This is a genomic window from Variovorax sp. PAMC26660, from assembly GCF_014302995.1.
Lineage (GTDB): Bacteria > Pseudomonadota > Gammaproteobacteria > Burkholderiales > Burkholderiaceae_C > Variovorax.
Genome location: NZ_CP060295.1, coordinates 5,616,925 through 5,640,170, shown reverse-complemented (window position 1 = coordinate 5,640,170; position 23,246 = coordinate 5,616,925). Strand labels below are relative to the sequence as shown.

Genomic DNA, 23,246 nt, shown 5'->3' with positions numbered 1-23,246 from the left:
AAGCGTAGCGCAAGTACGGTTGCCAGCGAAGCTTTCATCCCAAAGGACCTTTCCATGTCTATGTTCACCGCGGTCGAAATGGCACCGCGCGACCCGATCCTCGGCCTCAACGAGCAATTTGCAGCCGATACCAACCCCAACAAGGTCAATCTCGGCGTCGGCGTTTATTACGACGACAACGGCAAGCTGCCCCTGCTCCAGTGCGTGCAGGCAGCCGAACAGAACATGATGAAGGCCCCCTCGGCCCGCGGCTACCTGCCGATCGACGGCATCGTGGCTTACGACAACGCCGTCAAGGGCCTTGTCTTCGGTGTCGACAGCGAACCCGTGCAATCGGGCCGCGTGGCCACCATCCAGGGCATCGGCGGCACCGGCGGCCTGAAGGTCGGCGCCGACTTCCTCAAGAAGATCAACCCCAATGCCAAGGTGCTGATCAGCGATCCGAGCTGGGAAAACCACCGCGCGCTGTTCACCAACGCGGGCTTCGAGGTCGAAAGCTACCCCTACTACGACGCGGCCAAGCGCGGCGTCAACTTCGACGGCATGTTGGCCGCCCTGAACGCGGCGCCGGCCGGCACCGTCGTCGTGCTGCACGCCTGCTGCCACAACCCGACCGGCTATGACATCACAGCTGCACAGTGGGACCTCGTCGTCGCCGCGGTCAAGGCCAAGGGCCTCGTGCCCTTCCTCGACATGGCCTACCAGGGCTTCGGCTACGGCCTGAAAGAAGACGGCGCGGCCGTCGGCAAGTTCGTCGATGCCGGCCTGACCTTCTTCGTCTCGACCTCTTTCTCGAAGAGCTTCAGCCTGTACGGCGAGCGCGTCGGCGCCCTGTCGGTACTGTGCGAAAGCAAGGAAGAAGCCGGTCGCGTGCTGTCGCAGCTCAAGATCGCCATTCGCACCAACTACAGCAACCCGCCGATCCACGGCGGCGCCGTGGTGGCTGCGGTGCTCGGCAACCCCGAACTGCGCGCCCTCTGGGAAAAGGAACTCGGCGAAATGCGCGTGCGCATCAAGGCCATGCGCCAGAAGCTGGTCGACGGCCTCAAGGCCGCGGGCGTGAAGGAAGACATGAGCTTCATCACCACCCAGATCGGCATGTTCAGTTACTCGGGCCTGAGCAAGGACCAGATGGTCCGCCTGCGCAACGAGTTCGGCGTGTACGGCACCGACACCGGCCGCATGTGCGTGGCCGCGCTCAACAGCAAGAACATCGACTACGTCTGCGCGTCGATTGCCAAAGTCATCTAGGTGACAGCAAAGTGTGAGGGAATCATCCTGGCGACGATTCCTTCACGCTCTGCGACAGAAGGACCCTCGCAGCGGGGTCGATGTAGGGGTTAGGCCCCCTGCATCGCAGCGAATGCGCTGATATATTGCACCGCAACATTCCACTCCAAGACCAGCGATGCTCTATCAACTCTACGAAGCCCAGCGTTCCCTGATGGAGCCGTTCTCGGACTTCGCGCAGGCAGCCTCCAAGCTCTACGGCCAGGGCGCCGTATGGGGCCAGCTGCCAATGGCACAGCGCATGGCTGCAGGCTACGACCTGCTCTATCGCCTGGGCAAGGACTACGAAAAGCCCGAGTTCAACATCAAGTCGATCAAGGTCGACGGCGAAGATGTCGTAATCCAGGAAGCGATCGAGCTCGACAAGCCTTTCTGCGAGCTGCGCCGCTTCAAGCGCTTCACCGACGAGCCGCACATTCTCAAGACGCTCAAGAGCCAGCCCGTGGTGCTGATCGTGGCACCGCTGTCGGGCCACTACGCCACGCTGCTGCGCGACACCGTGCGCACCATGCTGCAGGACCACAAGGTCTACATCACCGACTGGAAGAACGCGCGCCTCGTGCCGATGTCGGAAGGCGAATTCCACCTCGACGACTACATCAACTACGTGCAGGAATTCATCCGCCTGCTGCAGGCCGAGTACGGCAACTGCCACGTGGTCAGCGTGTGCCAGCCGACCGTGCCCGTGCTGGCCGCCGTGTCGCTCATGGCCAGCCGCAAGGAGCCGCTGCCGCTCACGCTGACGATGATGGGCGGCCCCATCGACGCCCGCAAGTCGCCCACCGCGGTCAACAACCTCGCGATGAACAAGAGCTACGAGTGGTTCGAGAACAACGTGATCTACCGCGTGCCGCAAGGCTTCCCGGGTGAAGGCCGCCGCGTGTACCCCGGCTTCCTGCAGCACACCGGCTTCGTGGCGATGAACCCCGACCGCCACGCAACCAGCCACTACGACTACTTCAAGGACCTCATCAAGGGCGACGACGCCAGCGCCGAGGCCCACCGCAAGTTCTACGACGAGTACAACGCCGTGCTCGACATGGACGCCGATTACTACCTCGACACGATCCGCACCGTGTTCCAGCAGTTCGAGCTGGTCAACGGCACCTGGGACGTCAAGAACCCCGACGGCCAGATCGAGCGCGTACGTCCGCAGGACATCCGCTCGGCCGCGCTGCTGACCGTCGAAGGCGAACTTGACGACATCTCGGGCTCGGGCCAGACCGAAGCCGCGCACAGCCTGTGCACCGGCATCGCCGATGCCAAGCGCGAGCACTACGAAGTCAAGGGCGCGGGCCACTACGGCATCTTCAGCGGCCGCCGCTGGCGCGAACTGGTCTACCCGAAGCTGGTGAAGTTCATCGCTGCGAATGACCAGCCCCAGAGCCGTGCCAGCAAGCGGGAAGGCCTGGCTGCCGAAGACACGGTCAAGCCGGCCCGCAAGACGGCAACGGTTGCTGCCGCAAGAAAGACCGCGGCCAAGCCGAAGGCCGCCACGGTCGTGGCCGTCAAGAAGCCCGTGGCGCGCAAGAAGCCCGGCACCCGCGCCGCGCGCTGAAGCGCGCAGGCCAACCTCAAGTGAACGGGCTCGCCGCACGCATCAACAACGCACTGCCGCAAACGCAGTGCACACGGTGCGGCTACCCGGATTGCGCAGGCTATGCGCAGGCGGTGGCCGATGGCACGGCCGGCATCAACCAGTGCCCGCCGGGCGGCGCCGAAGGCATCGAGCGGCTCGCGCTGCTCACGGGCCAGGCGCCCTTGCCGCTCGATCCCCAGTTCGGCACCGAAGGCCCGCGCGCCATGGCCGTCATCGACGAAGCCTGGTGCATCGGCTGCACGCTCTGCCTCGATGCCTGCCCGACCGATGCCATCGTCGGCATCAACAAGCGCATGCACACCGTGATCGAGGCGCACTGCACGGGGTGCGAGCTGTGCATTCCGGTCTGCCCTGTCGATTGCATCGCGCTCGAAGTCGAGACGCCGGGCCGCAGCGGCTGGCAGGCATGGTCGCAAACGCAGGCCGAAGCGGCACTGCAACGCTACAAGCTTCACGGTGCGCACCGCAAAGCAGGCGCCCAGGAAGAAACGAAAGCCCCTGAAGCCGCAGCCCCGCAAGACGCCAACACGCGCAAGCGCTCCATCGTCGAAGCAGCACTGGCGCGTGCCCGCGCCGCCTCGCAACGTCCACCCGCCGCCAAGCCATGACACTCGACACCCTGCTCATCTATGCCATCGCTTCGCTCGCACTGGCCGTGATCCCGGGGCCGACGATGCTGCTGGCGCTGTCCAACGGCATCGACGGCGGCATGCGCCGCGCAAGCTGGGGCATTGCGGGCGCATCGCTCGGCAGCGTCACGCTGATTGCCGTCGTTGCGCTCGGTCTGGGCTCGCTGCTCGCCGCGTCGGAACTGCTCTTCAACGCCATTCGCGTGGCCGGTGTCGCCTACCTCGTCTGGCTGGGCTTCAAACTCTGGCGCAGCGATGCGACCGACCTGGGCACCGCGCTGGCCAAGTCGAGCATCGAGATCCGTCCGCACGGTCGCGTCGCACTGCTGCGCAGCCTGATGGTGGCGTTGTCGAACCCGAAGACGGTGCTGTTCTTCGCGGCCTTCTTGCCGCAGTTCATCGACATCGCGAAGCCGCAGGGCCCGCAGTACCTGCTGCTCGGCGCGATCTTCGTGGTGCTCGACACCTGCGTGATGCTGGCCTACGCCGCGGCCGGAACACAGGCCGTGCGCTGGCTCTCGCGCCGGGGCCTCAAGGCGCTGAACCGCAGTTGCGCCGTCGGCATGTGGTTGCTGGCGGCCACGCTGGCTTTCTGGCGTCGACCCGGCACCTGAACGCCCGGCCCTTCAGTTCTTCTTCGGTCGCTTGAAGAGCAACAGCAGCACCCCCGCCAGCACCACGCCCACCGCGTACCACTCGAAGCGCGTGACAGCCTCGTTGGCAATCCACACGCCCAGCAACATCGCGATCACCGGATTGACGAAGGTGTAGCTCGCCGCCAGTGCGGCCGGCGCTTGCGCGAGCAGCACCATGTAGGCGTTGAACGCGATCAGCGAGCCGAACACCACCAGGTAGACCCAGACCGCCACCGCCACAGGTTGCGGCGGCCAGGTCATCGTTTCGCCCGACACGGCGGCCAGCCCCATCAGCACCACGCCGCCGCACAGCATCTCGCTCGCGAAGCCCATGGCACCCGGCGCCAGCGGCAGGCTGCGCTGGCTCAACACGCTGCCGAGCGACCAGCAGACGCACGCCACGCAAATTGCGACCAGCCCCTCCGGTGAAGACTTGAAACCGCTGCCCTGCGTGAGCATCAGCACGCCGACCAACCCCACCGTGATGCCCGCAGCCTCCAGCCGCGTCGGCTTCACGCTCCAGATCAGGTTCAGCAGCGCGATCAGCAATGGAATGACCGCGATGAAGGCCACCACCAGCCCCGAGCCGATCGACACCTCGGCGTTGGCCGTACCGCCCATGCCGCCTCCGAGCATCAGTGCCCCGACGACCAAGGCATTGCGCCACTGCACGAGCGTCGGCCACGGCGCGCCGCGCCAGCGCATCCACACCGCCAGCAGCACACCCGCGAACAGAAAGCGCGAGCCCATCTGCAGGAACGGCGGAAAGCTGATCAGCGCGTACTTGATGCCCAGGTAGGTCGAGCCCCAGACCACCCAGGTGGCGGCCAGGCACAGCCATAGCAGGGGCGTCAACCGAGGGCGCGCGGAGGCAGGCCCGACGTGGGCGGGGGACGCGAGTGTCGACATGTCGAGGGTGTCTCTTCTTGGTGTTGGATGCCGCCCATGGTATGAAAGCCACCCGCTGTCTGCCATGCAGATTTCATGGTTCTGCCCGCACCACACCGTCGATTTAAAGGACTTGCATGGACTTCGCCTTGAACCCCACGCTGGACGCCCACGACACCCGCATCCTGGCCGAGCTGCAAAGCGACGCACGCCTGACCATGGCCGAACTCGGCCGCCGCGTGCACCTGAGCCAGCCGGCCGTGACCGAGCGCGTGAAGAAGCTCGAAGCAGCAGGTGTCATCACCGGCTACCGCGCGACGGTCGACCTCACGCGGCTGGGCTACGGCATTCGCGCGATCATCCGCGTCGGCCGGGCCGACTACGACCGCGTGGTCGCGCTGGTGCAGGACACGCCCGAGTGCATCAATGCCTACAACGTGACTGGCGAAGACAGCTGGATTCTCGAGATCGCGGTGATCGACGTGAGCCATCTCGATGCGGTGGTCACCAAGTTCTGCATCCTCACGGAGACCGCGACCTCGATCATCCTGAACCCGGCGCGCGAGCATCTGCCGATGCTGCCGCCTCAGCGTGCCGACGTGAAGCCGCCGATCAGGAAAGTACTCAACGCGTAGCAGCGAGCGCGTTGAACGCCGTCACCACTTCGGGCGGCGCCTGCACAATCTCGATCAGCACACCCTCGCCCGCAATCGGAAATTCGTCGTTCGCCTTCGGGTGCAGAAAGCAGATGTCGAAGCCGGCCGCGCCCTTGCGGATGCCGCCCGGCGCAAAGCGAACGCCCTGCGCGGTGAGCCACTCGACGGCCTTGGGCAGGTCGTCGATCCACAGCCCCACATGGTTGAGCGGCGTCGTGTGCACGGCGGGCTTCTTCTCCGGGTCCAGCGGCTGCATCAGGTCGACCTCGACCTTGAACGGCCCGCTGCCCATCGAGCAGATGTCCTCGTCGACGTTCTCGCGCTCGCTCTTGAAGGTGCCCGTGACTTCGAGCCCCAGCATGTCGACCCACAGCTTCTGCAGCCGCAGCTTGTCGGGCCCGCCAATGGCGATCTGCTGGATGCCCAGCACCTTGAACGGGCGCGCGATGGCGGTCGTGCCCGTCATGCGCAGACCTCCACTTTTTCAGTCGTCGTGGTGCGGCGCGATTGCAAGCCCAGCTTGCGCAGCAGTTGCACGTCGGCATCCACATCGGGGTTGCCGGTGACCAGCAGCTTGTCGCCGTAGAAGATCGAATTCGCACCCGCCATGAAGCACAGCGCCTGCACCGCATCGCCCATCTGCTGGCGGCCCGCCGACAGCCGCACGCGCGCGGTCGGCATCGTGATGCGCGCGACCGCGATCATGCGCACGAAGTCGAAGGGATCGACTGGCTCCGAATCGGCCAGAGGCGTGCCCGGCACGCGCACCAGGCTGTTGATCGGCACCGACTCCGGGTACGGGTTCAGGTTGGCCAACTGCGCGATCAGCCCCGCGCGATGCACCGGCGCTTCGCCCATGCCGACGATGCCGCCGCAGCACACGCTGATGCCGGCACTGCGCACATGGGCCAGCGTGTCGAGCCGGTCCTGGTAGGTGCGCGTGTCGACGATGTCGGTGTAGTACTCGGGCGCGGTGTCCAGGTTGTGGTTGTAGTAGTCCAAGCCCGCGGCCTTGAGCTGGTGCGCGTGGTGCGGCTCCAGCATGCCCAGCGTGGCGCAGGTCTGCAGGCCCAGGCCCTTCACGGCTTCGACCAACACAGCCACCTTCTCGACGTCGCGGTCCTTGGGCGCTCGCCATGCGGCGCCCATGCAGAAGCGCGTGGCGCCGGCGTCCTTGGCGGCCTGCGCGGCGCGCACCACCTCGTCGATCTCCATGAGCTTTTGCGCCTTCACGCCGGTGTCGAACTCGGCCGACTGCGGGCAGTAGCCGCAGTTCTCGGGGCAGCCGCCGGTCTTGACCGACAGCAGCGTGGCCAGCTCGATATCGCCTTCGGGAAAGTGCTGGCGGTGCACTGTCTGCGCCTCGAACAGCAGGTCCATCAGCGGCTTGTCGAGCAGCGCCTGAATCGCCTCGACCGTCCACGGCCCTTGCGGTGCCACGGCCTTGGCGGGCTTGTGCAGCGTGATCGTCTGTTGCAAGTCGTTGGCTCCCATCAGTTGAACTCCAGAATGATTTGGTCGACCGCGAGCGACTCGCCCTTGGTGGCGGAGACCTTGCCGACCACGCCGTCCTGCGTGGCGAACAGCACGTTCTCCATCTTCATCGCCTCGATCACGGCCAGCTTCTCGCCGGCCTGCACCTGCTGCCCCGTCTGCACCGACACCTCGACCAGCAGCCCCGGCATCGGCGACATCAGGAACTTGCTCAAGTCAGGCGGTGCCTTGTAGGGCATCAGGTCCAGCAGGCGCGCACCCAGCGGCGACAGCACCATCGTCTCGATCTGCGTGCCGTCGTGCGACACGCGCAGCGCCAGCGGGTTCTTGCCCGCGCCACGCTCGACCTGCGCGGTGAAGGGCTTGTCGTTGACGATGCCCTGCACGCGGATCGCACCCAGTGCAAAGCTGCTGTCGATCTTGTAGTTCTTGTCGCCCACGGCCACCGCGCTCGCGCCGGTCTTGCCCTGGAAGTCGGACACCGACACCGGGTGGTGCACATGCTTGCCTTGCGGCCCCATCTCCACCACCACGAACTGCTCGCCGACCTTCACGCCGTGGCCTTCGAGCTGACCGCTGATGCCCGAGGCACGCGCGCGATAGCGGCGGTGCACATAGGCTGCGAGCGCAACCAGGAAGGACGGGTCGGTGTGCGGCACGTCTTCCGCGTGGAAGCCCTTGCCGTAGTGCTCGGCGATGAAGCCGGTATTGAAGTCGCCCGCCACGAATTTCGGATGCGCCAGCAACGCCGCCTGGAACGGAATGTTGCTGCTGACACCGCGAATCACGAAACCGTTGAGCGCCTCGCGCATGCGGGCAATCGCATGCTGGCGGTCTTTGCCGTGCACGATGAGCTTGGCGATCATCGAGTCGTAGTACATCGGGATCTCGCCGCCGTCATACACGCCGGTGTCCACGCGCACGCCTTGCAGGTGCTCGGTGTCGCTTGCGAACATGGTCTCGGCGGGCGGCTGGAACCTCACCAACCGACCGGTCGACGGCAGGAAGTTGCGGAACGGGTCTTCGGCGTTGATGCGGCATTCGATGGCCCAGCCGTCGCGCTTGACTTCAGCTTGCGTCAGCGGCAGCTCCTCGCCGGCCGCCACGCGGATCATCAGCTCGACCAGATCGAGCCCCGTGATGCATTCGGTGACCGGGTGCTCCACCTGCAGGCGCGTGTTCATCTCCAGGAAGAAGAAGCTCTGGTCCTTGCCGACCACGAACTCCACCGTGCCAGCGCTCTGGTAGTTCACGGCCTTGGCCAGCTGCACCGCCTGCTCGCCCATTGCCTTGCGCGTGGCATCGCTGATGAAAGGCGAAGGCGCCTCCTCGATCACCTTCTGGTGGCGGCGCTGGATCGAGCATTCGCGCTCGTTCAGATAGATGACGTTGCCATGCGAATCGCCCAGCACCTGGATCTCGATGTGGCGCGGCTCCTCGACGAATTTCTCGATGAACACGCGGTCGTCGCCGAAGCTGTTGCGCGCCTCGTTGCGGCACGAGGTGAAGCCCTCGAAGGCCTCCTTGTCGTTGAAGGCCACGCGCAGGCCCTTGCCGCCACCGCCGGCCGAGGCCTTGATCATCACCGGATAGCCGATGTCCTTGGCGATCTCGACGGCACGCTCTGCCGTCTCGATGGCGTCGTTCCAGCCCGGAATCGTGTTGACCTTGGCCTCGTTCGCGAGCTTCTTCGAGGCGATCTTGTCGCCCATCGCCGCGATCGAATAGTGCTTGGGACCGATGAAGGCAATGCCCTCTTCCTCGACCTTGCGCGCGAAGGCTTCGTTCTCCGACAGAAAGCCGTAGCCCGGGTGCACCGCCTCGGCGCCCGTCTGCTTGCAGGCCGCGATGATGCGGTCGGCTTGCAGATAGCTCTCACGGCTGGGTGCGGCGCCGATATGCACGGCCTCGTCGGCCAGCTCGACGTGGCGGGCTTCCTTGTCGGCGTCGGAATAGACGGCGACGGTCAGGATGCCCATCTTCTTCGCGGTCTGGATGACGCGGCAGGCGATCTCGCCACGGTTGGCGATCAGGATTTTCTTGAACATGTTCTTCTTCTCCGGGCCGCTCACAGGGGAATGTTGCCGTGCTTGCGCCACGGGTTCTCGAGCTTCTTCTCGCGCAGCATCACCAGCGAACGGCAGATGCGCTTGCGCGTCTCGTGCGGCAGGATCACGTCGTCGATGTAGCCGCGTGCGCTGGCCACATAGGGGTTCGCGAAGCGTGCCTTGTATTCGGCCTCGCGGGCGGCCAACTTCTCGGGGTCGTTCTTGTCTTCGCGGAAGATGATTTCCACTGCGCCCTTCGCGCCCATCACCGCGATCTCTGCACGCGGCCACGCGAGATTGACGTCACCGCGCAGATGCTTGGAGGCCATCACGTCGTACGCGCCGCCGTAGGCCTTGCGCGTGATGACGGTGATCTTCGGCACCGTGCACTCCGCATAGGCGTAGAGCAGCTTGGCACCGTGCTTGATGATGCCGCCGTACTCCTGCCCCGTGCCGGGCATGAAGCCGGGCACGTCGACGAAGGTGACGACCGGGATGTTGAAGGCATCGCAAAAGCGCACGAAGCGCGCGGCCTTGATGCTGCTCTTGATGTCCAGGCAACCCGCCAGCACCAGCGGCTGGTTGGCCACGATGCCGATGGTCTGGCCTTCCATGCGTGCGAAGCCGATCACGATGTTCTTCGCGTAGTCGGGCTGCAGCTCGAAGAAGTCGCCGTCGTCCACCACCTTGAGGATCAGTTCCTTGATGTCGTAGGGCTTGTTCGGGTTGTCCGGCACCAGCGTGTCGAGCGAGTAGTCGGGCCGGTCGGCCGGATCGCCCTGGCCGTTGTTGCCCAGGCGCACCGGCGGCTTTTCGCGGTTGTTCAGCGGCAGGTAGTTGTACAGGCGGCGCAGCATCATCAGCGCCTCGACGTCGTTCTCGAACGCCATGTCGGCCACGCCGCTGCGCGTGGTGTGGGTGATGGCGCCACCCAGCTCTTCGGCCGTCACGCTCTCGTGCGTCACGGTCTTCACCACGTCGGGGCCGGTGACGAACATGTAGCTGCTGTCCTTCACCATGAAGATGAAGTCGGTCATGGCCGGCGAATACACCGCGCCGCCCGCGCAGGGGCCCATGACCATGCTGATCTGCGGCACCACGCCCGAGGCCATCACGTTGCGCTGGAACACGTCGGCATAGCCGCCGAGCGAAGCCACGCCTTCCTGGATGCGCGCGCCGCCCGAGTCGTTCAGGCCGATAACGGGTGCGCCGACCTTCATGGCCTGGTCCATCACCTTGCAGATTTTTTCGGCATGCGCTTCGCTGAGCGCGCCGCCGAAGACGGTGAAGTCCTGGCTGAACACGAACACCAGGCGGCCGTTGATCATCCCGTAGCCAGTGACCACGCCGTCGCCCGGAATCTTCTGCTCGGCCATGCCGAAGTCGACCGAGCGGTGCTCGACGAACATGTCCCATTCTTCAAACGTGTTGTCGTCGAGCAGCAGCTCGATGCGCTCGCGCGCGGTGAGCTTGCCCTTGGCATGCTGCGCGTCGATGCGCTTTTGCCCACCGCCAAGGCGCGCCTTGGCGCGGCGCTCTTCGAGTTGTTCGATCAGTTCTTGCATGAGAAAAGCCTCTTTGAAAAATCAGCAGTCGTAGGTTTCGCTGTACTGGAACGACGCACCCGGCATGGTGGCCAGGATGTCCATGAATTGCATGATGGCGCCGCAGCGCTCGCGCGGGCAGTAGGACTGCGAGTTGAAGAGCCGTCCGAACGACAGGTCGGTGCTGCCGCCACCCTTGGCCGGCAGCACCTGCACCCATTGCGCGCGGAGTGTTTCGCCTTGGCGGCAATACATGGTGTTGTGGATGTCCGATACGCCCCAGGCATCGCCAGAGGCCGTGGACCACAGCACCAGTTGGTGGTTGGCGGCGCCATCGCCCTTCAGCAGCGCGAAGTCGGGCACGGTAAAGTGCAGCGACGGCCCGCGCAACACGCGTTGCGCCGCGATCAGCGCACGGATGTCCTGTGGGTTGCCGCGTTGCAGCGCCTGTTCGTGCGCAAGGCCGGCCTGCAGCTTCGCCACCGCATGGGCCTGGCGCAGCATGGCGTCGAGCGCCACTTGTTCCTGCTGCCACGCATCGACCCAAGGCGCGGCTGCGGCGATCTCGTCGTCCCAATCCAGGCACAGGATGCCGCTGGTCTTCCCCTCGGCTTCGTCGTTGCGTGGCGCGCCGTACCAGGAGACGCCCACGCTCACACTGCCCACGCGCCACCCGGCGCTCACGGCAACATTCCAGGCGTTCTCTTCCTTGAAGCGCGCTGGCTGCATTTCGCCGTGCTCGGGCACACCGAGTTGCGAGACGAGCTGCGCATGCGCCCGCAGCACGAAGTCGACGTGCGACTCGCCCTCGGGCAGATCGAGCCGGTGCCACACGCTCATCACCGGACGCCCCCGGTACGGCACCATGAGTTCCATGCGGCGGCTGCGCAACCCGAGCACATCCACGCCCGGCACCTGCCAGGCGCTGACACCAAATTCCGCATACGCGGGCCGCACGCCCAGCGCCTCCAACTGCTCGAAGGTCGTTCCCCAGGCGAAGGTGCCCGCCGCAGTGTCGAAGCCGCGCGCGATGCTGTCGGGGTTCAGCCAGTCCATGCGGTTTCGTCGCCTGCGTAGAGGCCGAGCAAACGGCGTGCCGCGGTGGACGGCGCCAGCTCGAGCGCGCCGACCTGGCCCAGCAATGCCGGCAGCTCTTCCTTCACCCGCGGATGGTGGCGGAAGGCATGGCGCAGCCCCGCTTCGATGCGGTCCCACATCCACGACTTGGCCTGCAGTTGGCGGCGCGCCATGAGCCGGCCGTTGGCAGCCTGCAGCGCGCGAAAGCGTTCGACCTGCGTCCAGAACGCCTCGACGCCCTGCCCCAGCAACGCGCTCAGCTGGATGGCTTGTGGATGCCAGAAGGTCTCGTCGTGATGGGCGTGATTCGGATGGCCATGCTGGCCGAAGAGCCGCAGCGCCGAAGTGATCTGCGCCTGTGCGCGCGTGGCGGCCGAGGCGTCGATGTCGGCCTTGTTGATGACCACGAGGTCGGCCAGCTCCATCACGCCCTTTTTGATCGCCTGCAGGTCGTCGCCGGCGTTGGGCAACTGCATCAGCACGAACATGTCGGTCATGCCGGACACCGCCGTTTCGCTCTGGCCCACGCCCACGGTCTCGACGATCACGATGTCGTAGCCGGCGGCCTCGCACACCAGCATGGCTTCGCGCGTCTTCTCGGCCACGCCGCCGAGCGTGCCACTCGACGGACTGGGGCGGATGTAGGCGCGCTCGTGCACCGAGAGCTTTTCCATGCGCGTCTTGTCGCCAAGAATGGAGCCGCCGGACACGGTGGACGACGGATCGATGGTGAGCACCGCCACGCGATGCCCCTTGTCGATCAGCAGCAGGCCCAGCGTTTCGATGAAGGTCGATTTGCCGACGCCCGGCACGCCCGAGATGCCAAGGCGAAATGACTGGCCGGTGCGCGGCAGCAGCGCCGTGAGCAATTCATCGGCCTGCGCGCGATGATCGGTGCGGGTCGATTCGAGCAGCGTGATCGCCTTGGCGATGGCGCGGCGTTGCGCCATGCCGGGCGAATCGGTGACGGCGGTTTCCAGCGCCTGCACGGTGTTCAGCACGCGGCCTCCGTCGCCACGCGCCAGCGGTAGTGCAGGTCAACGCCCTCTTCGCCTTCGAGCACGAAGCCGTGCCGCAGGTAGAAGCGGTTGGCGTCGCTCTGCACGAGCGCGGTGAGCTTGATGTCGAGTTGCTTCTCGCGCGCCCGCGCCTTGGCCCAGCGCAACACCCATTCGCCGATGCCGCTGCCCTGGAAGCCGGTGCGCAGGTAGAGATGATCGAGCCGCAGCGCATCCGCGCCCTCGGGCTTGAGCGTGACGAAGCCCACGCGCTGGTCACCGTCGAGCACGATGTGGTGCATGAAAGGCACGACGAAGCCGGCGCTCAGGCGTTCACGTGAACGCGCGAGGTCGAAGCGCCCGACGCGCTCCAGGCTCGGTCGCATCGCATCGATGCGAACGGCCAGCATGTCCTCGAAATCGCTGGAATCCACCGGCTGCAGCGACAGCCGCGACAAGAGATCGCCCACGTCTGTTCTCAGGCCGCGACTGCCGCGCGAATCTGTTCCAGCACGTCCTTGGCGCTGGCCGGAATGGGCGTGCCCGGTCCGTAGATGCCCTTGACGCCGGCCTCGTACAGAAAGTCGTAGTCCTGCCGCGGGATCACGCCGCCGACGAACACGATGATGTCGTCCGCGCCCTGCTTCTTGAGTTCGTTGATGATCGCGGGCACGAGCGTCTTGTGGCCGGCTGCGAGGGTGCTCACGCCGACGGCATGCACGTCGTTTTCAATCGCCTGGCGCGCACATTCTTCGGGCGTCTGGAACAGCGGGCCCATGTCCACGTCGAAGCCCAGGTCGGCGAAGGCGGTGGCCACCACCTTGGCACCACGGTCGTGACCGTCCTGGCCGAGCTTGGAGATCATCACGCGCGGACGACGGCCCTGCTCTTCGGCAAAGGCGTTGATCTCGGTCTTGAGGGCTTCCCAGCCTTCGGCCGAGTCGTAGGCGGCGGCGTACACACCGGTCACCTTTTGCGTGTCGGCGCGATGGCGGCCGAAGATTTTTTCGAGCGCGTCGCTGATCTCACCCACCGTGGCGCGCAGGCGCACGGCATCGATGCTCAGCGCCAGCAGATTGCCGGTGTTGTTCTCTGCTGCGGTGGTCAGCGCATCAAGCGCGGCCTGCACCTTGGCCGTGTCGCGCGAGGCGCGAATGCTCTGCAGCCGCGCCACCTGCTGGTCGCGCACCATCACGTTGTCGATGGAGAGGCTGTCGATCGCGTCTTCGCTCTTGAGCTTGTACTTGTTGACGCCGACGATCACGTCCTTGCCCGAGTCGATGCGCGCCTGCTTCTCTGCAGCAGCCGCTTCGATCTTGAGCTTGGCCCAGCCGCTGTCGACGGCCTTGGTCATGCCGCCCATGGCCTCGACCTCTTCGATGATGGCCCAGGCCGCATCGGCCATGTCCTGCGTGAGCTTCTCCATCATGTAGCTGCCGGCCCAGGGGTCGACCACGTTGGTGATGTGCGTCTCTTCCTGGATGATGAGCTGCGTGTTGCGCGCAATGCGCGAGCTGAACTCGGTGGGCAGCGCAATGGCTTCGTCGAGCGCGTTGGTGTGCAGGCTCTGCGTGCCGCCGAACACCGCAGCCATGGCCTCGATGGTGGTGCGCACGATGTTGTTGTACGGGTCCTGCTCGGTGAGCGACCAGCCCGAGGTCTGGCAGTGGGTGCGCAGCATCAGGCTCTTGGGGTTCTTGGGGTTGAACTCCTTCATGATGCGGCACCACAAAAGGCGCGCGGCGCGCATCTTGGCCACTTCAAGATAGAAGTTCATGCCGATGGCCCAGAAGAAGCTCAGGCGCCCGGCGAAGCCGTCCACATCGAGGCCCTTGGCCAGCGCGGTCTTCACGTACTCCTTGCCGTCGGCCAGCGTGAAGGCCAGCTCCAACGCCTGGTTCGCGCCGGCTTCCTGCATGTGATAGCCGCTGATCGAGATCGAGTTGAACTTGGGCATGTGCTGCGCCGTGTACTCGATGATGTCGCCGATGATCCGCATGCTCGGCGCCGGCGGAAAGATGTACGTGTTGCGGACCATGAACTCCTTGAGGATGTCGTTCTGGATGGTTCCGCTCAACTGATCTTTTGCCACGCCCTGCTCTTCGGCCGCGACCACGTAGCCCGCCAGCACCGGCAGCACGGCGCCGTTCATCGTCATGGACACGCTGACCTTGTCGAGCGGGATCTGATCGAACAGGATCTTCATGTCCTCGACCGAATCGATCGCCACGCCAGCCTTGCCGACGTCGCCGGTCACACGCGGATGGTCGCTGTCGTAGCCGCGATGGGTGGCCAGGTCGAAGGCCACGCTCACGCCCTGGCCGCCGGCGGCCAGCGCCTTGCGATAGAAGGCGTTCGATTCTTCGGCGGTCGAGAAGCCGGCGTACTGGCGGATGGTCCAGGGGCGCACCGCGTACATGGTGGCCTGCGGGCCGCGCAGGTAGGGCTCGAAGCCGGGCAGCGTGTCGGTGTACTTCAGGCCCTGCAGGTCGGCCGCGGTGTACAGCGGCTTGACGCTGATGCCGTCGGGCGTGATCCAGTTCAGCGCGTTCACGTCGCCGCCGGGGGCGGACTTGGCAGCGGACTTGGCCCAAGCCTCGAGGTCGGCGGGCTTGAAGGTGGGTTCGGGAGTGCTGCTCATGAAAGGCGCCGCTTTGCTGTTGTCTGTCTGGTATTCGCAGATTCGCTCGCACGGATTTGCAAGCCGGCCGCGAGTCTAACCCATCCGTAATTATTAATTCAAACGCTATTTTTGAAGTACAGTGCGGCCCATGTCCGCTGTCACACTCACCCCCCGCGCCCTTTATGAAGAGGTGGCCGAGCTGCTGCGCCAGCGGATTTTCCGCCGCGAGCTGGAGCCTGGCAGCTGGATCGACGAACTCAAGCTCGCCGAGGAATACGGCATCAGCCGCACGCCCCTGCGCGAAGCGCTGAAGGTGCTGGCGGCCGAAGGCCTGGTGACGATGAAGGTGCGCCGCGGCGCCTATGTGACCGAGGTGTCCGAACAGGACCTGGCCGACGTCTACCACCTGCTCTCCCTGTTGGAGAGCGATGCTGCGGGCGTGGTGGCCGAGCGCGCCACCGAGGCCGAGCGCGCCGAGCTGAAGGCGCTGCATGCCGAGTTGGAAGCCGCGGTCGGCGACCGCGAGCACTTCTTCGCGCTCAACGAGCGTTTTCACATGCGGCTGCTGGCCATCGCGGACAACAAGTGGCGTGACCAGATGGTGGCCGACCTGCGCAAGGTGATGAAGCTCAACCGCCACAACTCGCTGCTGAAGGCCGGCCGCATCGCCGAATCCCTGGCGGAGCACCGCTCGGTGATGGCCGCCATCGAGACACGCGATGCCGCCACCGCGATGGCACGCATGCGCGAGCACTTCAAGAACGGCCTGGAAGCGGCGATCTAGCCGCGTCTTCAGCCCGTCTTGGCCGTCCCGGCCTCGGCGGCGATGCGTTGGGCCGTGACCAGCAGGTGGGGTGCCACGCGCGTCAGCATCATTTCCCTGGGCAGCAGGTAGGCGGGGCCGCCGCAGCTCACGGCGTAGCGTTCGCCGCGCGGCCCCTCCAGGGCAAAGCCCAGGGCGTGAATGTGGGGGTGCCATTCGCCGAACGAGCTGCAGTAGCCCTCGCGGGCGTACTCCTCGAGCCCGGCCATCAGCCGGGGCTCCATCGCCGGCCAGTTCTCGCCGCTTTCGAGGCGGATCTCCTCCAGCAGCGCCGCCTGCTCGACGGCGGGCAACGCCGCGAGATAGGCGCGACCGCCCGCCGAGGTGACGATGGCCAGGCGTGTGCCGACCTCGATGCGCGAGCTGATGACCGCCGAGCGCGGCCGCAGCGAATCGATCACAAGCACGTCCAGTTCGTCGCGCACGCCGATGTGCACGCTGGCCCCCGCGAATTCGGCCAGTTCCGCCAGATGCGGACGGGCCACCGTCCGCAGGTCGAAATGCCGCAGGTAGCGGCTGCTCATGTCGAGCAGCGCCGGCCCCAGGCTGAAACGCTCGCTGTCTTGCGACTGGCGCAAATAGCCCGCGCCCACCAGCGTCGACGTGAGGCGCGACACGGTGGCCTTGGGAATGCCCGTCGTGTCAGCCAATTCCCGGTTGCCCATCGATGTGCCGGCCATGCCGATCACCTTGAGTAATGCCAAGCCACGTGCCAGCGCGCTCACTTCTTCCTTGCTGCCAACAGCTTCGCTCATATGCATGCAGAACCTTTTTTTGTGTTTCCCCTGACGCTCTTTATTCTTCAGCAAAAAGTGGCGGAACACTCACACTTGTTATTGAAATGTTTCAAAACACCGTTCTATAAAAAGAAGTCGAAATGCCCGGGGAATGGGCTTCTGCAGCCCTTCGTATGGCGCGCGCGTCCCCACGAAACACGCCTGGGCGCGTTCCTGGTCATTCGGAGAAGGTGTGTGTCGGCTGTGCCGACGCGCGCTCAGACGGCCGGTTCGGCAGCCTGCGCCACAGGCTCGTGCGCGAGCGCCATCACCTCGTGCGGTGGGCGCGTCTTGAGCTTGTGATCGCTCCAGACCTGGCGCCAGCGGCGTGCGCCTGGCAGGCCGTTGCGCAGGCCCAGCATGTGCCGCGCAATCGACCACCAGTTGGTGCCATGCTCCGCAGCATCGCGCACCATGTAGTCGCACATCAGCGACTCGACTTCTTCGCGCGTGAGCGACTGCGGCGCGGCGCCGAAGAACTCGGCGTCCCACTCGGCCAGCCACCAGGGGTTGTGGTACGCCTCGCGCCCAACCATCACGCCATCGAGCAACCGCAGGTGCTCGTGCACCTGTTCGTTGACCGAGATGCCGCCGTTGATGGAAAAATTCAGCGCCGGAAAGTCGTGCTTGAGCCGGTGCACCAGCGCGTAGCGCAGCGGCGGAATCTCGCGGTTCTGCTTCGGGCTCAGGCCTTGGAGCCACGCATTGCGCGCATGCACGATGAAGGTCTGGCAACCCGCCTCGCTGACCTTGCCGACGAAGTCGCGCACGAACTCGTAGCTCTCGATCTTGTCGATGCCGATGCGGTGCTTGACCGTGACCGGCACGTTCGTCACGTCGACCATCGCCTTCACGCAGCCGGCCACAAGCTGAGGCTCGTTCATCAGGCAGGCACCGAAGGCACCGCGCTGCACGCGCTCGCTGGGGCAGCCGCAGTTCAGGTTGATCTCGTCGTAACCCCACTCTTCGCCCAGCTTGGCGCAATGCGCCAGGTCGTTCGGCTCGCTGCCGCCGAGTTGCAGCGCCACGGGGTGTTCTTCGGCATGAAAGCGAAGGTGCCGGGGCACGTCGCCGTGGATCAGCGCACCCGTGGTCACCATCTCGGTGTAGAGCAGCGCATGGCGCGACAACAGGCGATGGAAGTACCGGCAATGACGGTCTGTCCAATCCATCATCGGGGCAACGGAGATGACCTTCTCTTCCAAAACGCGGGATCCTGTCGTGGGCATCGGCCCGGACATCGGGCGCACAAGGCCCGGATTTTCTCACGCGGCCCTTGTCACCCGCTGCCGCCCGGTCATGTAGTTGCCCGGCGTCACGCCGAAGCAGCGGCGAAACCACCGCGATCGGCAAGGGCCGGCAGCGCGATCGCCACCCCACCCTCGACGAACTGCAAGCGCTTGCCGATTGTTTCGGCAGCGATGCGCGCCATCGACTGCCGATGCCGGTCAGACGCCCCCGGCGCGTGCAGGGCTCCTGAGCAAGCTCACCCCACTTCCGGCCAAAGCAGCCAGTGCCGCCACCGCCAGGCCCCAGTGCACGGCGCTGTGCGCCGGCAGCAGCCCGAACATCAGACTCATCATCAGGCTGCCGAGCGTCAACCCCGTGAGCCGGGCGGTGCCTTGCGCGCCACCGGCCGCTCCGCTGCGTTCCTTGGGTGCCGAGAGCAGCATGTTCTGGTTGTTCGGCGTCTGGAAGAAGCCGAAGCCCAGGCCGGCGAGACCGGTGAACAACGCGATCGGCAAGGCCGCGTCGCCATGCAACGGCCACAGGGCGCACAGGGCCAGGCCGCTCGCGAAACACGCGCCTCCGACCGCGCACAGCCAGGCGCTCGGCACGCGCCGGGCCAGACGTGCCGACAGCGGCGCAGCCAGCATCACCGCCAAAGGCCACGGGGTCATCAAGAGGCCGGCGGTCACCGCGCTCTGGCCGAGTTCGTGCTGGATGTAGAACGGCAGTGCCACAAGGCTGGCCATCTGGCCGGTGAAGCAGCACACGGAGGCAATGACCGAGAGCCGAAATGAATGCACGCGCAGCAGGTCGAGCGGGATCAACGGCGCCGCCTTCGGCATTTCGCGTCGTACCAGCAAGACCATGCAAACGATCGACAAGGCGAGCAACGCGCCGCCCTGCAACGGATGCGCCACCAGCCGGTCACTCCCGAGCACGAAGGCGGCGAACATGACTGCGTTGAGCGCGATGCTCCACACGTCGATGGGGCGCATCGAGCGCGCCGGGCTCGGCAACCCTGCACAGGCGACGAGCACGAGGAGGCCGATCGGCAGGTTCACCGCAAAGAGCCATGGCCAACTCGCCGCGGAGAGTATGAAAGCGCCAAGGGTGGGGCCCGCTGCGGAAGCGGCCGCGATGGCAAGCGCATTCCAGGCGATAGAGCGCGCCAGCAATCGACGTGGATAGGTGAAGCGCAAGAGCGCCAACCCAAGGGGCATCACGGCTGCACTGCCCAGGCCCTGAAGGCACCTCGCGGCCACGAGCCATGGCAGCGATGGGGCCAACGCGCACAACACCGACGCCGCGGTGAATAGCGCGACACCACCGGCGAACACGCGCCGATACCCGAACCGCTCCCCGACAGCGGAAGCCGGCAACAGGAACATGACCACGGCCAGCTGGTAGGCAGTGATGATCCAGACGGCATCGGTGGGTGTCGCCTGCAGTTGCCGGGCAATGCCTGGCAGCGCGATGTTGGCGATGGCGCCGTCGAGCACCACCAGCACGCCTGCACCAAGGATCGCGGCGACGGCTGCGAAGCGCCGCGGCAGAGGCAGGCCATCCGCATTCACCTCCTGGGTTTCGACGGTGCGAGGCAGGGTGAAAGAAGAGTTCGGTCGAAGCGTAGAAGACAACATGATTGGGCAATCGGGAGAGGCACGCTCTATTGCGCCAAGCCAGCTTAGGACTGCGCGAATGGCTTGCACAGCGCGTGGCGCGCAGCTTGTCCCTGCATGTGGCGCCTGTCGAAACCATCGCAGCCGTGATAGGTTCGGGCATGCCGACAGAAGCCGACCTGAACCTGCTGTTTGCGTTGAACGCACTTCTTTCCGAGAGCAGCGTCGCCAAGGCCGCCGAGCGCCTGGGTTTGAGCGAATCGGCCATGAGCCGGGCGCTCGCGCGATTGCGGGAATCGACCGGAGATGAATTGCTCGTGCGCGCTGGTCGCGCGATGGTGCTCACGCCGCATGCGCTGGCACTGCGCGACCGCGTCAGGGAGTTGGTGCAGGCGTCACGCGCGGTGCTTCAGTCCGCCGGCGAGAGCATGGACCCGCGCACGCTCCAGCAACTGTTCACCATACGGGCCAACGACGGCTTCATCGAGGGCTTCGCGCATCAGCTCGTGGCTCGCGCCGCGCACGAAGCACCAGGCGTTCGCCTGCGCTTCGCGCCCAAGCCGGACAAGGACGTTCGTCCCCTTCGCGAGGGATTGATAGATCTGGATGTCGGCGTTCTCGGCGAGTCGGGCCCGGAGGTGCGCGTTCAGGCGCTCTACCGCGACCGCTTCGTCGCCGCAGTGCGCGAGGGCCATCCCCTGCTCGCCGGGCCCGAGATCACTGCCGAACGCTACGCCGCCTGCAACCACGTGGTCACGTCACGCCACGGCCGGACGGTGGGACCGGTGGACGACGCGCTCGCGGCGATGGGGCTGGTGCGCAATACCGCCGTCGTGGTGCCCAGCTTCAGCACTGCCTTGTCGATAGCGGCCGCGACCGACCTGGTGGCGCTGATACCGTCTTCGTACTTCGAGCACCTGAGGGCACGGGGCACGCTGTGCTCGTTCCCACTACCGATGCCCACCGAGCAGATCACCGTGTCGCAGATGTGGCATCCGCGTCTTGATCGGGACCCCGCGCATCGGTGGCTGCGCGGGGTGGTGCTGGAGGTTTGCCGGCCGCTGAATGAGCAAACAAGAGCGCCATGATTGCATTCAAGCCTCGACCTTGAAGCTACGGCTCCAACTTCGGGACCATCGCCGCCGACACGACCAGATGCAAGCAAAGGGAGGTCTCCCCAGGCTGCGAGCACAGCGTGAGCGTGCACCCGAGCGCGGCAGCGCGCGCGCGCATGTTCGTCAATCCTCTGCCGGCGAACCTGGCGTTTGCATCGAAGCCGCAGCCGTTGTCGCACAGTCTGACCTCGATGGCCTCCCCCGTCGCACCGTCGGCGCCGCCGACGGGCACCAGGCGCGCGGTCAGGCTGGCCCGCGTCGCGGCCGAGTGCGCCATCATGTTGGCGAACGCTTCGAACAACAGCATCTGCAGCTGGTGGGACTCACGTGAACTCCAACCGGTCATCATTGGCAGCCGGCTGACATTCCAGTGCAGATCGATGCCGGCCGCCTGCAGGCGCGGTCCCAGCCGGTAGCGCACGCTGCCCAGGGTCGAGGCCACGTCGCCCTCATCGGCGTGCATGGCGTCCACCGTGAGCTTCAGTTGATCCACCGCATCGCGCAGGTGCAGCGTGACATCCTCGCGCGCCGCCCCTGGCTGCTGGGCCATCCGCAGCAGCCCCACGAGTTGCCCCCCAAGACCATCATGCAGGTCCTGCACCAGGCGCTGGCGTTCCTCGAGAGCGCCGCGCGCTTTCTCTCCTTCTCGTTCGCGCACGAAGGAAGCCTCCAGAGCGCTGTTGCGCTCGGCGAGCTCCGCCTCCAGCGTGACGTTCATTTCCACCATCGCCCGGGCGTCCTTGCGCATGCGCTCGGCGATGACCCAGGCCAGCGAAATGGCGAACCCAACCCAGGCGAAGCGGATCCAGGGCACCATCTCGTAGGCTTGAGGCGAGGTGCGCATGACCCAGATGTCGCGCGCAGCGCACAACACGATCAACAGCACGGCCAAGCCCAGCACGCGGTGCTCCAGGACGGCACTGCGCAGCGCCACGCGCACGACCACAACCGTCATCGCAAGTCCCGCCGCGAGGTTCAGCCCCTGCCACAGCGGCATCAGCCACAGCCATGGCACCATGATGCCCAACCCGGCCACAACCGGCGCCAACCACGCCATCAGGCCCAGGAGGCGTGCCAGAGGGGTATCGTCGCGGCCCACCACCGCCAGGGCGAAGCGGCACACCAGTGGCACTGCCGCCTGGAAGGCCGCCAGCGGCAGCACGCCCCACCAGGGCCAGGGCAACGGTGCATGCGTGAACAGCACGCGTGCCGTCTGCAGCGACCAGAACAATTCACCCAGACCGTAGTACAGGTAGATCGATTCGCGCTGGCGCAGCCACACCAGCAGCGACAGCGCCCCCAGCACGCCACTCACGATGGTGATGAAGCGCCCACCGCTGATTTGCCAGAACAAGGCACGCTCGTACAACGGGCGTATCTCGGCCTCTCGGCCCGCCACCACCGGCGACAGCCCGCCCTGCCGTGCGGCCTGCGCCGCGATGACGATCTCCACGCGCTGCGGCGACGCTGAGCCCGAAGCTGGCAGCACAAAATACTGCGGCGCAAAGGAGGCATCGTCGTAGGGCCCCGGTGGGAAGGCGCCAAACCGCGTCAGTTCCTGGCCATTCACCGACACACGAAAACTGTTGCCCACACGCGGCACGAACAGCGCCACAGGCGTGGTGGGATCGTCTGCCGGTATCTCGAACGAAAACCGTGCCTCGCCATCGACCGCACCTTGCCGCTGATCCCAGTGATAAGGCAGCGTGACAGTCTGCGGCTTTTGGGGGTCAGCAGGGGCCTGGCCGCGCAGGGCCAGCGTCAGCTGTGCCTGCTCCACAAGCACCGCAGCACGCGCCGGGGCGCTCCACCCCAGTCCCATGACCGCGAGCATCAGCAGCAGCAGCAGCAGCAAGCGCCACCCGAGCGCTTCATTTCGTAGACCCATGACGCGGCCAACTGTAACTGCATTTACTTACAGAACCCGCGCCGCGAATCAATCGGCGCCGCAAGTTCCCTCGAGCTTGGCGAAGCCGCACAACCCACGCTATTGCCGCACCGGCGACATGGTGCATGGCGTCCACGATCGTGCCGGTGCCCACCTTCAAGCCGCTGGCCTGCAGAACAGCGCTGTGCTCTCCAGCAGCGCGCCCTCGCAGGCCAACAGGGGACTTGATCAGCGCAGCCCTAAACTTCGCGATCACATCTCCGGTGTCGACCTGCCCACGCAATGCGCGTTCAAGCTCTGGGCCGATGCCTAG

Annotated in this window: 20 protein-coding genes; 7 read left to right on the top strand and 13 right to left on the bottom strand. The window is 65.8% G+C overall.

The annotated features are described in order from the left end of the window. Positions 1-54 precede the first annotated feature (54 nt). From H7F35_RS26550 to H7F35_RS26535, 4 genes are all read left to right on the top strand, one after another. Positions 55-1,251 carry an amino acid aminotransferase gene (locus H7F35_RS26550; protein ID WP_187109528.1) on the top strand — a complete coding sequence of 399 codons (1,197 nt, stop codon included), beginning with the start codon at positions 55-57 and terminating at the stop codon, positions 1,249-1,251. A gap of 157 nt (positions 1,252-1,408) precedes the next feature. Next, positions 1,409-2,848: a polyhydroxyalkanoate depolymerase gene (gene phaZ, locus H7F35_RS26545; RefSeq protein WP_187109527.1), complete on the top strand. Its 1,440-nt coding sequence runs from the start codon at positions 1,409-1,411 to the stop codon at positions 2,846-2,848. A gap of 20 nt (positions 2,849-2,868) precedes the next feature. Continuing rightward, the gene (locus H7F35_RS26540; RefSeq protein ID WP_187109526.1) at positions 2,869-3,498 is read left to right on the top strand and encodes an RnfABCDGE type electron transport complex subunit B; all 630 of its coding nucleotides are present in this window, start codon (positions 2,869-2,871) and stop codon (positions 3,496-3,498) included. Then, entirely contained in the window at positions 3,495-4,133 is a 639-nt protein-coding gene (locus H7F35_RS26535) for a LysE family translocator (protein ID WP_187109525.1), read from the top strand. The genes H7F35_RS26540 and H7F35_RS26535 overlap by 4 nt, the downstream gene beginning before the upstream one ends. A 12-nt stretch (positions 4,134-4,145) precedes the next feature. On the opposite strand, the gene H7F35_RS26530 is transcribed toward H7F35_RS26535, so the two are convergent. Then, on the bottom strand, positions 4,146-5,063 hold the full coding sequence (locus tag H7F35_RS26530) for an EamA family transporter (protein ID WP_187109524.1): 918 nt from the start codon (positions 5,061-5,063) through the stop codon (positions 4,146-4,148). Between the two features lie 116 nt (positions 5,064-5,179). Between H7F35_RS26530 and H7F35_RS26525 the strand changes: the two genes are divergently transcribed. Beyond that, a complete protein-coding gene (locus H7F35_RS26525; protein ID WP_187109523.1) occupies positions 5,180-5,677 on the top strand; it encodes an Lrp/AsnC family transcriptional regulator in 498 nt (165 codons plus the stop codon). Here H7F35_RS26525 and H7F35_RS26520 read toward each other — a convergent pair. From H7F35_RS26520 to scpA, 8 genes are read right to left on the bottom strand one after another with little or no spacing between them, the layout of a single operon-like run. Further along, a complete protein-coding gene (locus H7F35_RS26520) occupies positions 5,667-6,164 on the bottom strand; it encodes a VOC family protein (RefSeq protein ID WP_187109522.1) in 498 nt (165 codons plus the stop codon). The genes H7F35_RS26525 and H7F35_RS26520 overlap by 11 nt on opposite strands. Continuing rightward, positions 6,161-7,192: a biotin synthase BioB gene (gene bioB / locus H7F35_RS26515; protein WP_187109521.1), complete on the bottom strand. Its 1,032-nt coding sequence runs from the start codon at positions 7,190-7,192 to the stop codon at positions 6,161-6,163. The genes H7F35_RS26520 and bioB overlap by 4 nt, the downstream gene beginning before the upstream one ends. Beyond that, positions 7,192-9,240, bottom strand: coding sequence for an acetyl-CoA carboxylase biotin carboxylase subunit (gene accC / locus H7F35_RS26510; RefSeq protein ID WP_187109520.1), 2,049 nt, complete (start codon positions 9,238-9,240; stop codon positions 7,192-7,194). The genes bioB and accC overlap by 1 nt, the downstream gene beginning before the upstream one ends. Positions 9,241-9,260: 20 nt before the next feature. After that, positions 9,261-10,805 carry an acyl-CoA carboxylase subunit beta gene (locus tag H7F35_RS26505; RefSeq protein ID WP_187109519.1) on the bottom strand — a complete coding sequence of 515 codons (1,545 nt, stop codon included), beginning with the start codon at positions 10,803-10,805 and terminating at the stop codon, positions 9,261-9,263. 21 nt (positions 10,806-10,826) lie between these two features. Further along, positions 10,827-11,840 carry a hypothetical protein gene (locus H7F35_RS26500; protein ID WP_187109518.1) on the bottom strand — a complete coding sequence of 338 codons (1,014 nt, stop codon included), beginning with the start codon at positions 11,838-11,840 and terminating at the stop codon, positions 10,827-10,829. Continuing rightward, on the bottom strand, positions 11,828-12,811 hold the full coding sequence (gene meaB / locus H7F35_RS26495; RefSeq protein ID WP_261803711.1) for a methylmalonyl Co-A mutase-associated GTPase MeaB: 984 nt from the start codon (positions 12,809-12,811) through the stop codon (positions 11,828-11,830). Before meaB ends, H7F35_RS26500 begins: the two co-directional genes overlap by 13 nt. Positions 12,812-12,855: 44 nt before the next feature. After that, a complete protein-coding gene (locus H7F35_RS26490) occupies positions 12,856-13,329 on the bottom strand; it encodes a GNAT family N-acetyltransferase (RefSeq protein WP_187109516.1) in 474 nt (157 codons plus the stop codon). Positions 13,330-13,337: 8 nt separating this feature from the next. Further along, complete coding sequence (gene scpA, locus H7F35_RS26485; RefSeq protein ID WP_187109515.1) at positions 13,338-15,500, bottom strand: methylmalonyl-CoA mutase; 2,163 nt, start codon at positions 15,498-15,500, stop codon at positions 13,338-13,340. A 130-nt stretch (positions 15,501-15,630) separates the two neighbouring features. Here scpA and H7F35_RS26480 point away from each other — a divergent pair, with 130 nt between their 5' ends. After that, complete coding sequence (locus H7F35_RS26480; RefSeq protein WP_187109514.1) at positions 15,631-16,266, top strand: GntR family transcriptional regulator; 636 nt, start codon at positions 15,631-15,633, stop codon at positions 16,264-16,266. Between the two features lie 8 nt (positions 16,267-16,274). Here H7F35_RS26480 and H7F35_RS26475 read toward each other — a convergent pair whose 3' ends face one another. From H7F35_RS26475 to H7F35_RS26465, 3 genes are all read right to left on the bottom strand, one after another. Beyond that, positions 16,275-17,060: an IclR family transcriptional regulator gene (locus H7F35_RS26475; protein ID WP_187109513.1), complete on the bottom strand. Its 786-nt coding sequence runs from the start codon at positions 17,058-17,060 to the stop codon at positions 16,275-16,277. 239 nt (positions 17,061-17,299) lie between these two features. Next, entirely contained in the window at positions 17,300-18,310 is a 1,011-nt protein-coding gene (dusA, locus tag H7F35_RS26470) for a tRNA dihydrouridine(20/20a) synthase DusA (RefSeq protein ID WP_187109512.1), read from the bottom strand. A gap of 219 nt (positions 18,311-18,529) precedes the next feature. Further along, positions 18,530-19,819 carry an MFS transporter gene (locus tag H7F35_RS26465; RefSeq protein WP_261803360.1) on the bottom strand — a complete coding sequence of 430 codons (1,290 nt, stop codon included), beginning with the start codon at positions 19,817-19,819 and terminating at the stop codon, positions 18,530-18,532. 272 nt (positions 19,820-20,091) lie between these two features. Here H7F35_RS26465 and H7F35_RS26460 point away from each other — a divergent pair, with 272 nt between their 5' ends. Further along, positions 20,092-21,018 carry a LysR family transcriptional regulator gene (locus H7F35_RS26460; RefSeq protein WP_187109511.1) on the top strand — a complete coding sequence of 309 codons (927 nt, stop codon included), beginning with the start codon at positions 20,092-20,094 and terminating at the stop codon, positions 21,016-21,018. Positions 21,019-21,043: 25 nt separating this feature from the next. Here H7F35_RS26460 and H7F35_RS26455 read toward each other — a convergent pair whose 3' ends face one another. Beyond that, positions 21,044-22,900, bottom strand: coding sequence for a hypothetical protein (locus H7F35_RS26455; RefSeq protein WP_187109510.1), 1,857 nt, complete (start codon positions 22,898-22,900; stop codon positions 21,044-21,046). Between the last annotated feature and the right edge of the window lie 346 nt (positions 22,901-23,246).

What these genes read in the sequence shown, in the direction of transcription:
- H7F35_RS26480 (WP_187109514.1), top strand. Translation starts at nt 15,631, where the DNA reads ATGTCCGCTGTCACACTCACCCCCCGCGCCCTTTATGAAGAGGTGGCC.
- scpA (WP_187109515.1), bottom strand. Translation starts at nt 15,500, where the DNA reads ATGAGCAGCACTCCCGAACCCACCTTCAAGCCCGCCGACCTCGAGGCT.
- H7F35_RS26525 (WP_187109523.1), top strand. Translation starts at nt 5,180, where the DNA reads ATGGACTTCGCCTTGAACCCCACGCTGGACGCCCACGACACCCGCATC.
- accC (WP_187109520.1), bottom strand. Translation starts at nt 9,240, where the DNA reads ATGTTCAAGAAAATCCTGATCGCCAACCGTGGCGAGATCGCCTGCCGC.
- dusA (WP_187109512.1), bottom strand. Translation starts at nt 18,310, where the DNA reads ATGCCCACGACAGGATCCCGCGTTTTGGAAGAGAAGGTCATCTCCGTT.
- H7F35_RS26500 (WP_187109518.1), bottom strand. Translation starts at nt 11,840, where the DNA reads ATGGACTGGCTGAACCCCGACAGCATCGCGCGCGGCTTCGACACTGCG.
- phaZ (WP_187109527.1), top strand. Translation starts at nt 1,409, where the DNA reads ATGCTCTATCAACTCTACGAAGCCCAGCGTTCCCTGATGGAGCCGTTC.
- H7F35_RS26505 (WP_187109519.1), bottom strand. Translation starts at nt 10,805, where the DNA reads ATGCAAGAACTGATCGAACAACTCGAAGAGCGCCGCGCCAAGGCGCGC.
- H7F35_RS26460 (WP_187109511.1), top strand. Translation starts at nt 20,092, where the DNA reads ATGCCGACAGAAGCCGACCTGAACCTGCTGTTTGCGTTGAACGCACTT.
- H7F35_RS26475 (WP_187109513.1), bottom strand. Translation starts at nt 17,060, where the DNA reads ATGAGCGAAGCTGTTGGCAGCAAGGAAGAAGTGAGCGCGCTGGCACGT.
- H7F35_RS26520 (WP_187109522.1), bottom strand. Translation starts at nt 6,164, where the DNA reads ATGACGGGCACGACCGCCATCGCGCGCCCGTTCAAGGTGCTGGGCATC.
- H7F35_RS26550 (WP_187109528.1), top strand. Translation starts at nt 55, where the DNA reads ATGTCTATGTTCACCGCGGTCGAAATGGCACCGCGCGACCCGATCCTC.
- meaB (WP_261803711.1), bottom strand. Translation starts at nt 12,811, where the DNA reads ATGGCGCAACGCCGCGCCATCGCCAAGGCGATCACGCTGCTCGAATCG.
- H7F35_RS26530 (WP_187109524.1), bottom strand. Translation starts at nt 5,063, where the DNA reads ATGTCGACACTCGCGTCCCCCGCCCACGTCGGGCCTGCCTCCGCGCGC.
- H7F35_RS26535 (WP_187109525.1), top strand. Translation starts at nt 3,495, where the DNA reads ATGACACTCGACACCCTGCTCATCTATGCCATCGCTTCGCTCGCACTG.
- bioB (WP_187109521.1), bottom strand. Translation starts at nt 7,192, where the DNA reads ATGGGAGCCAACGACTTGCAACAGACGATCACGCTGCACAAGCCCGCC.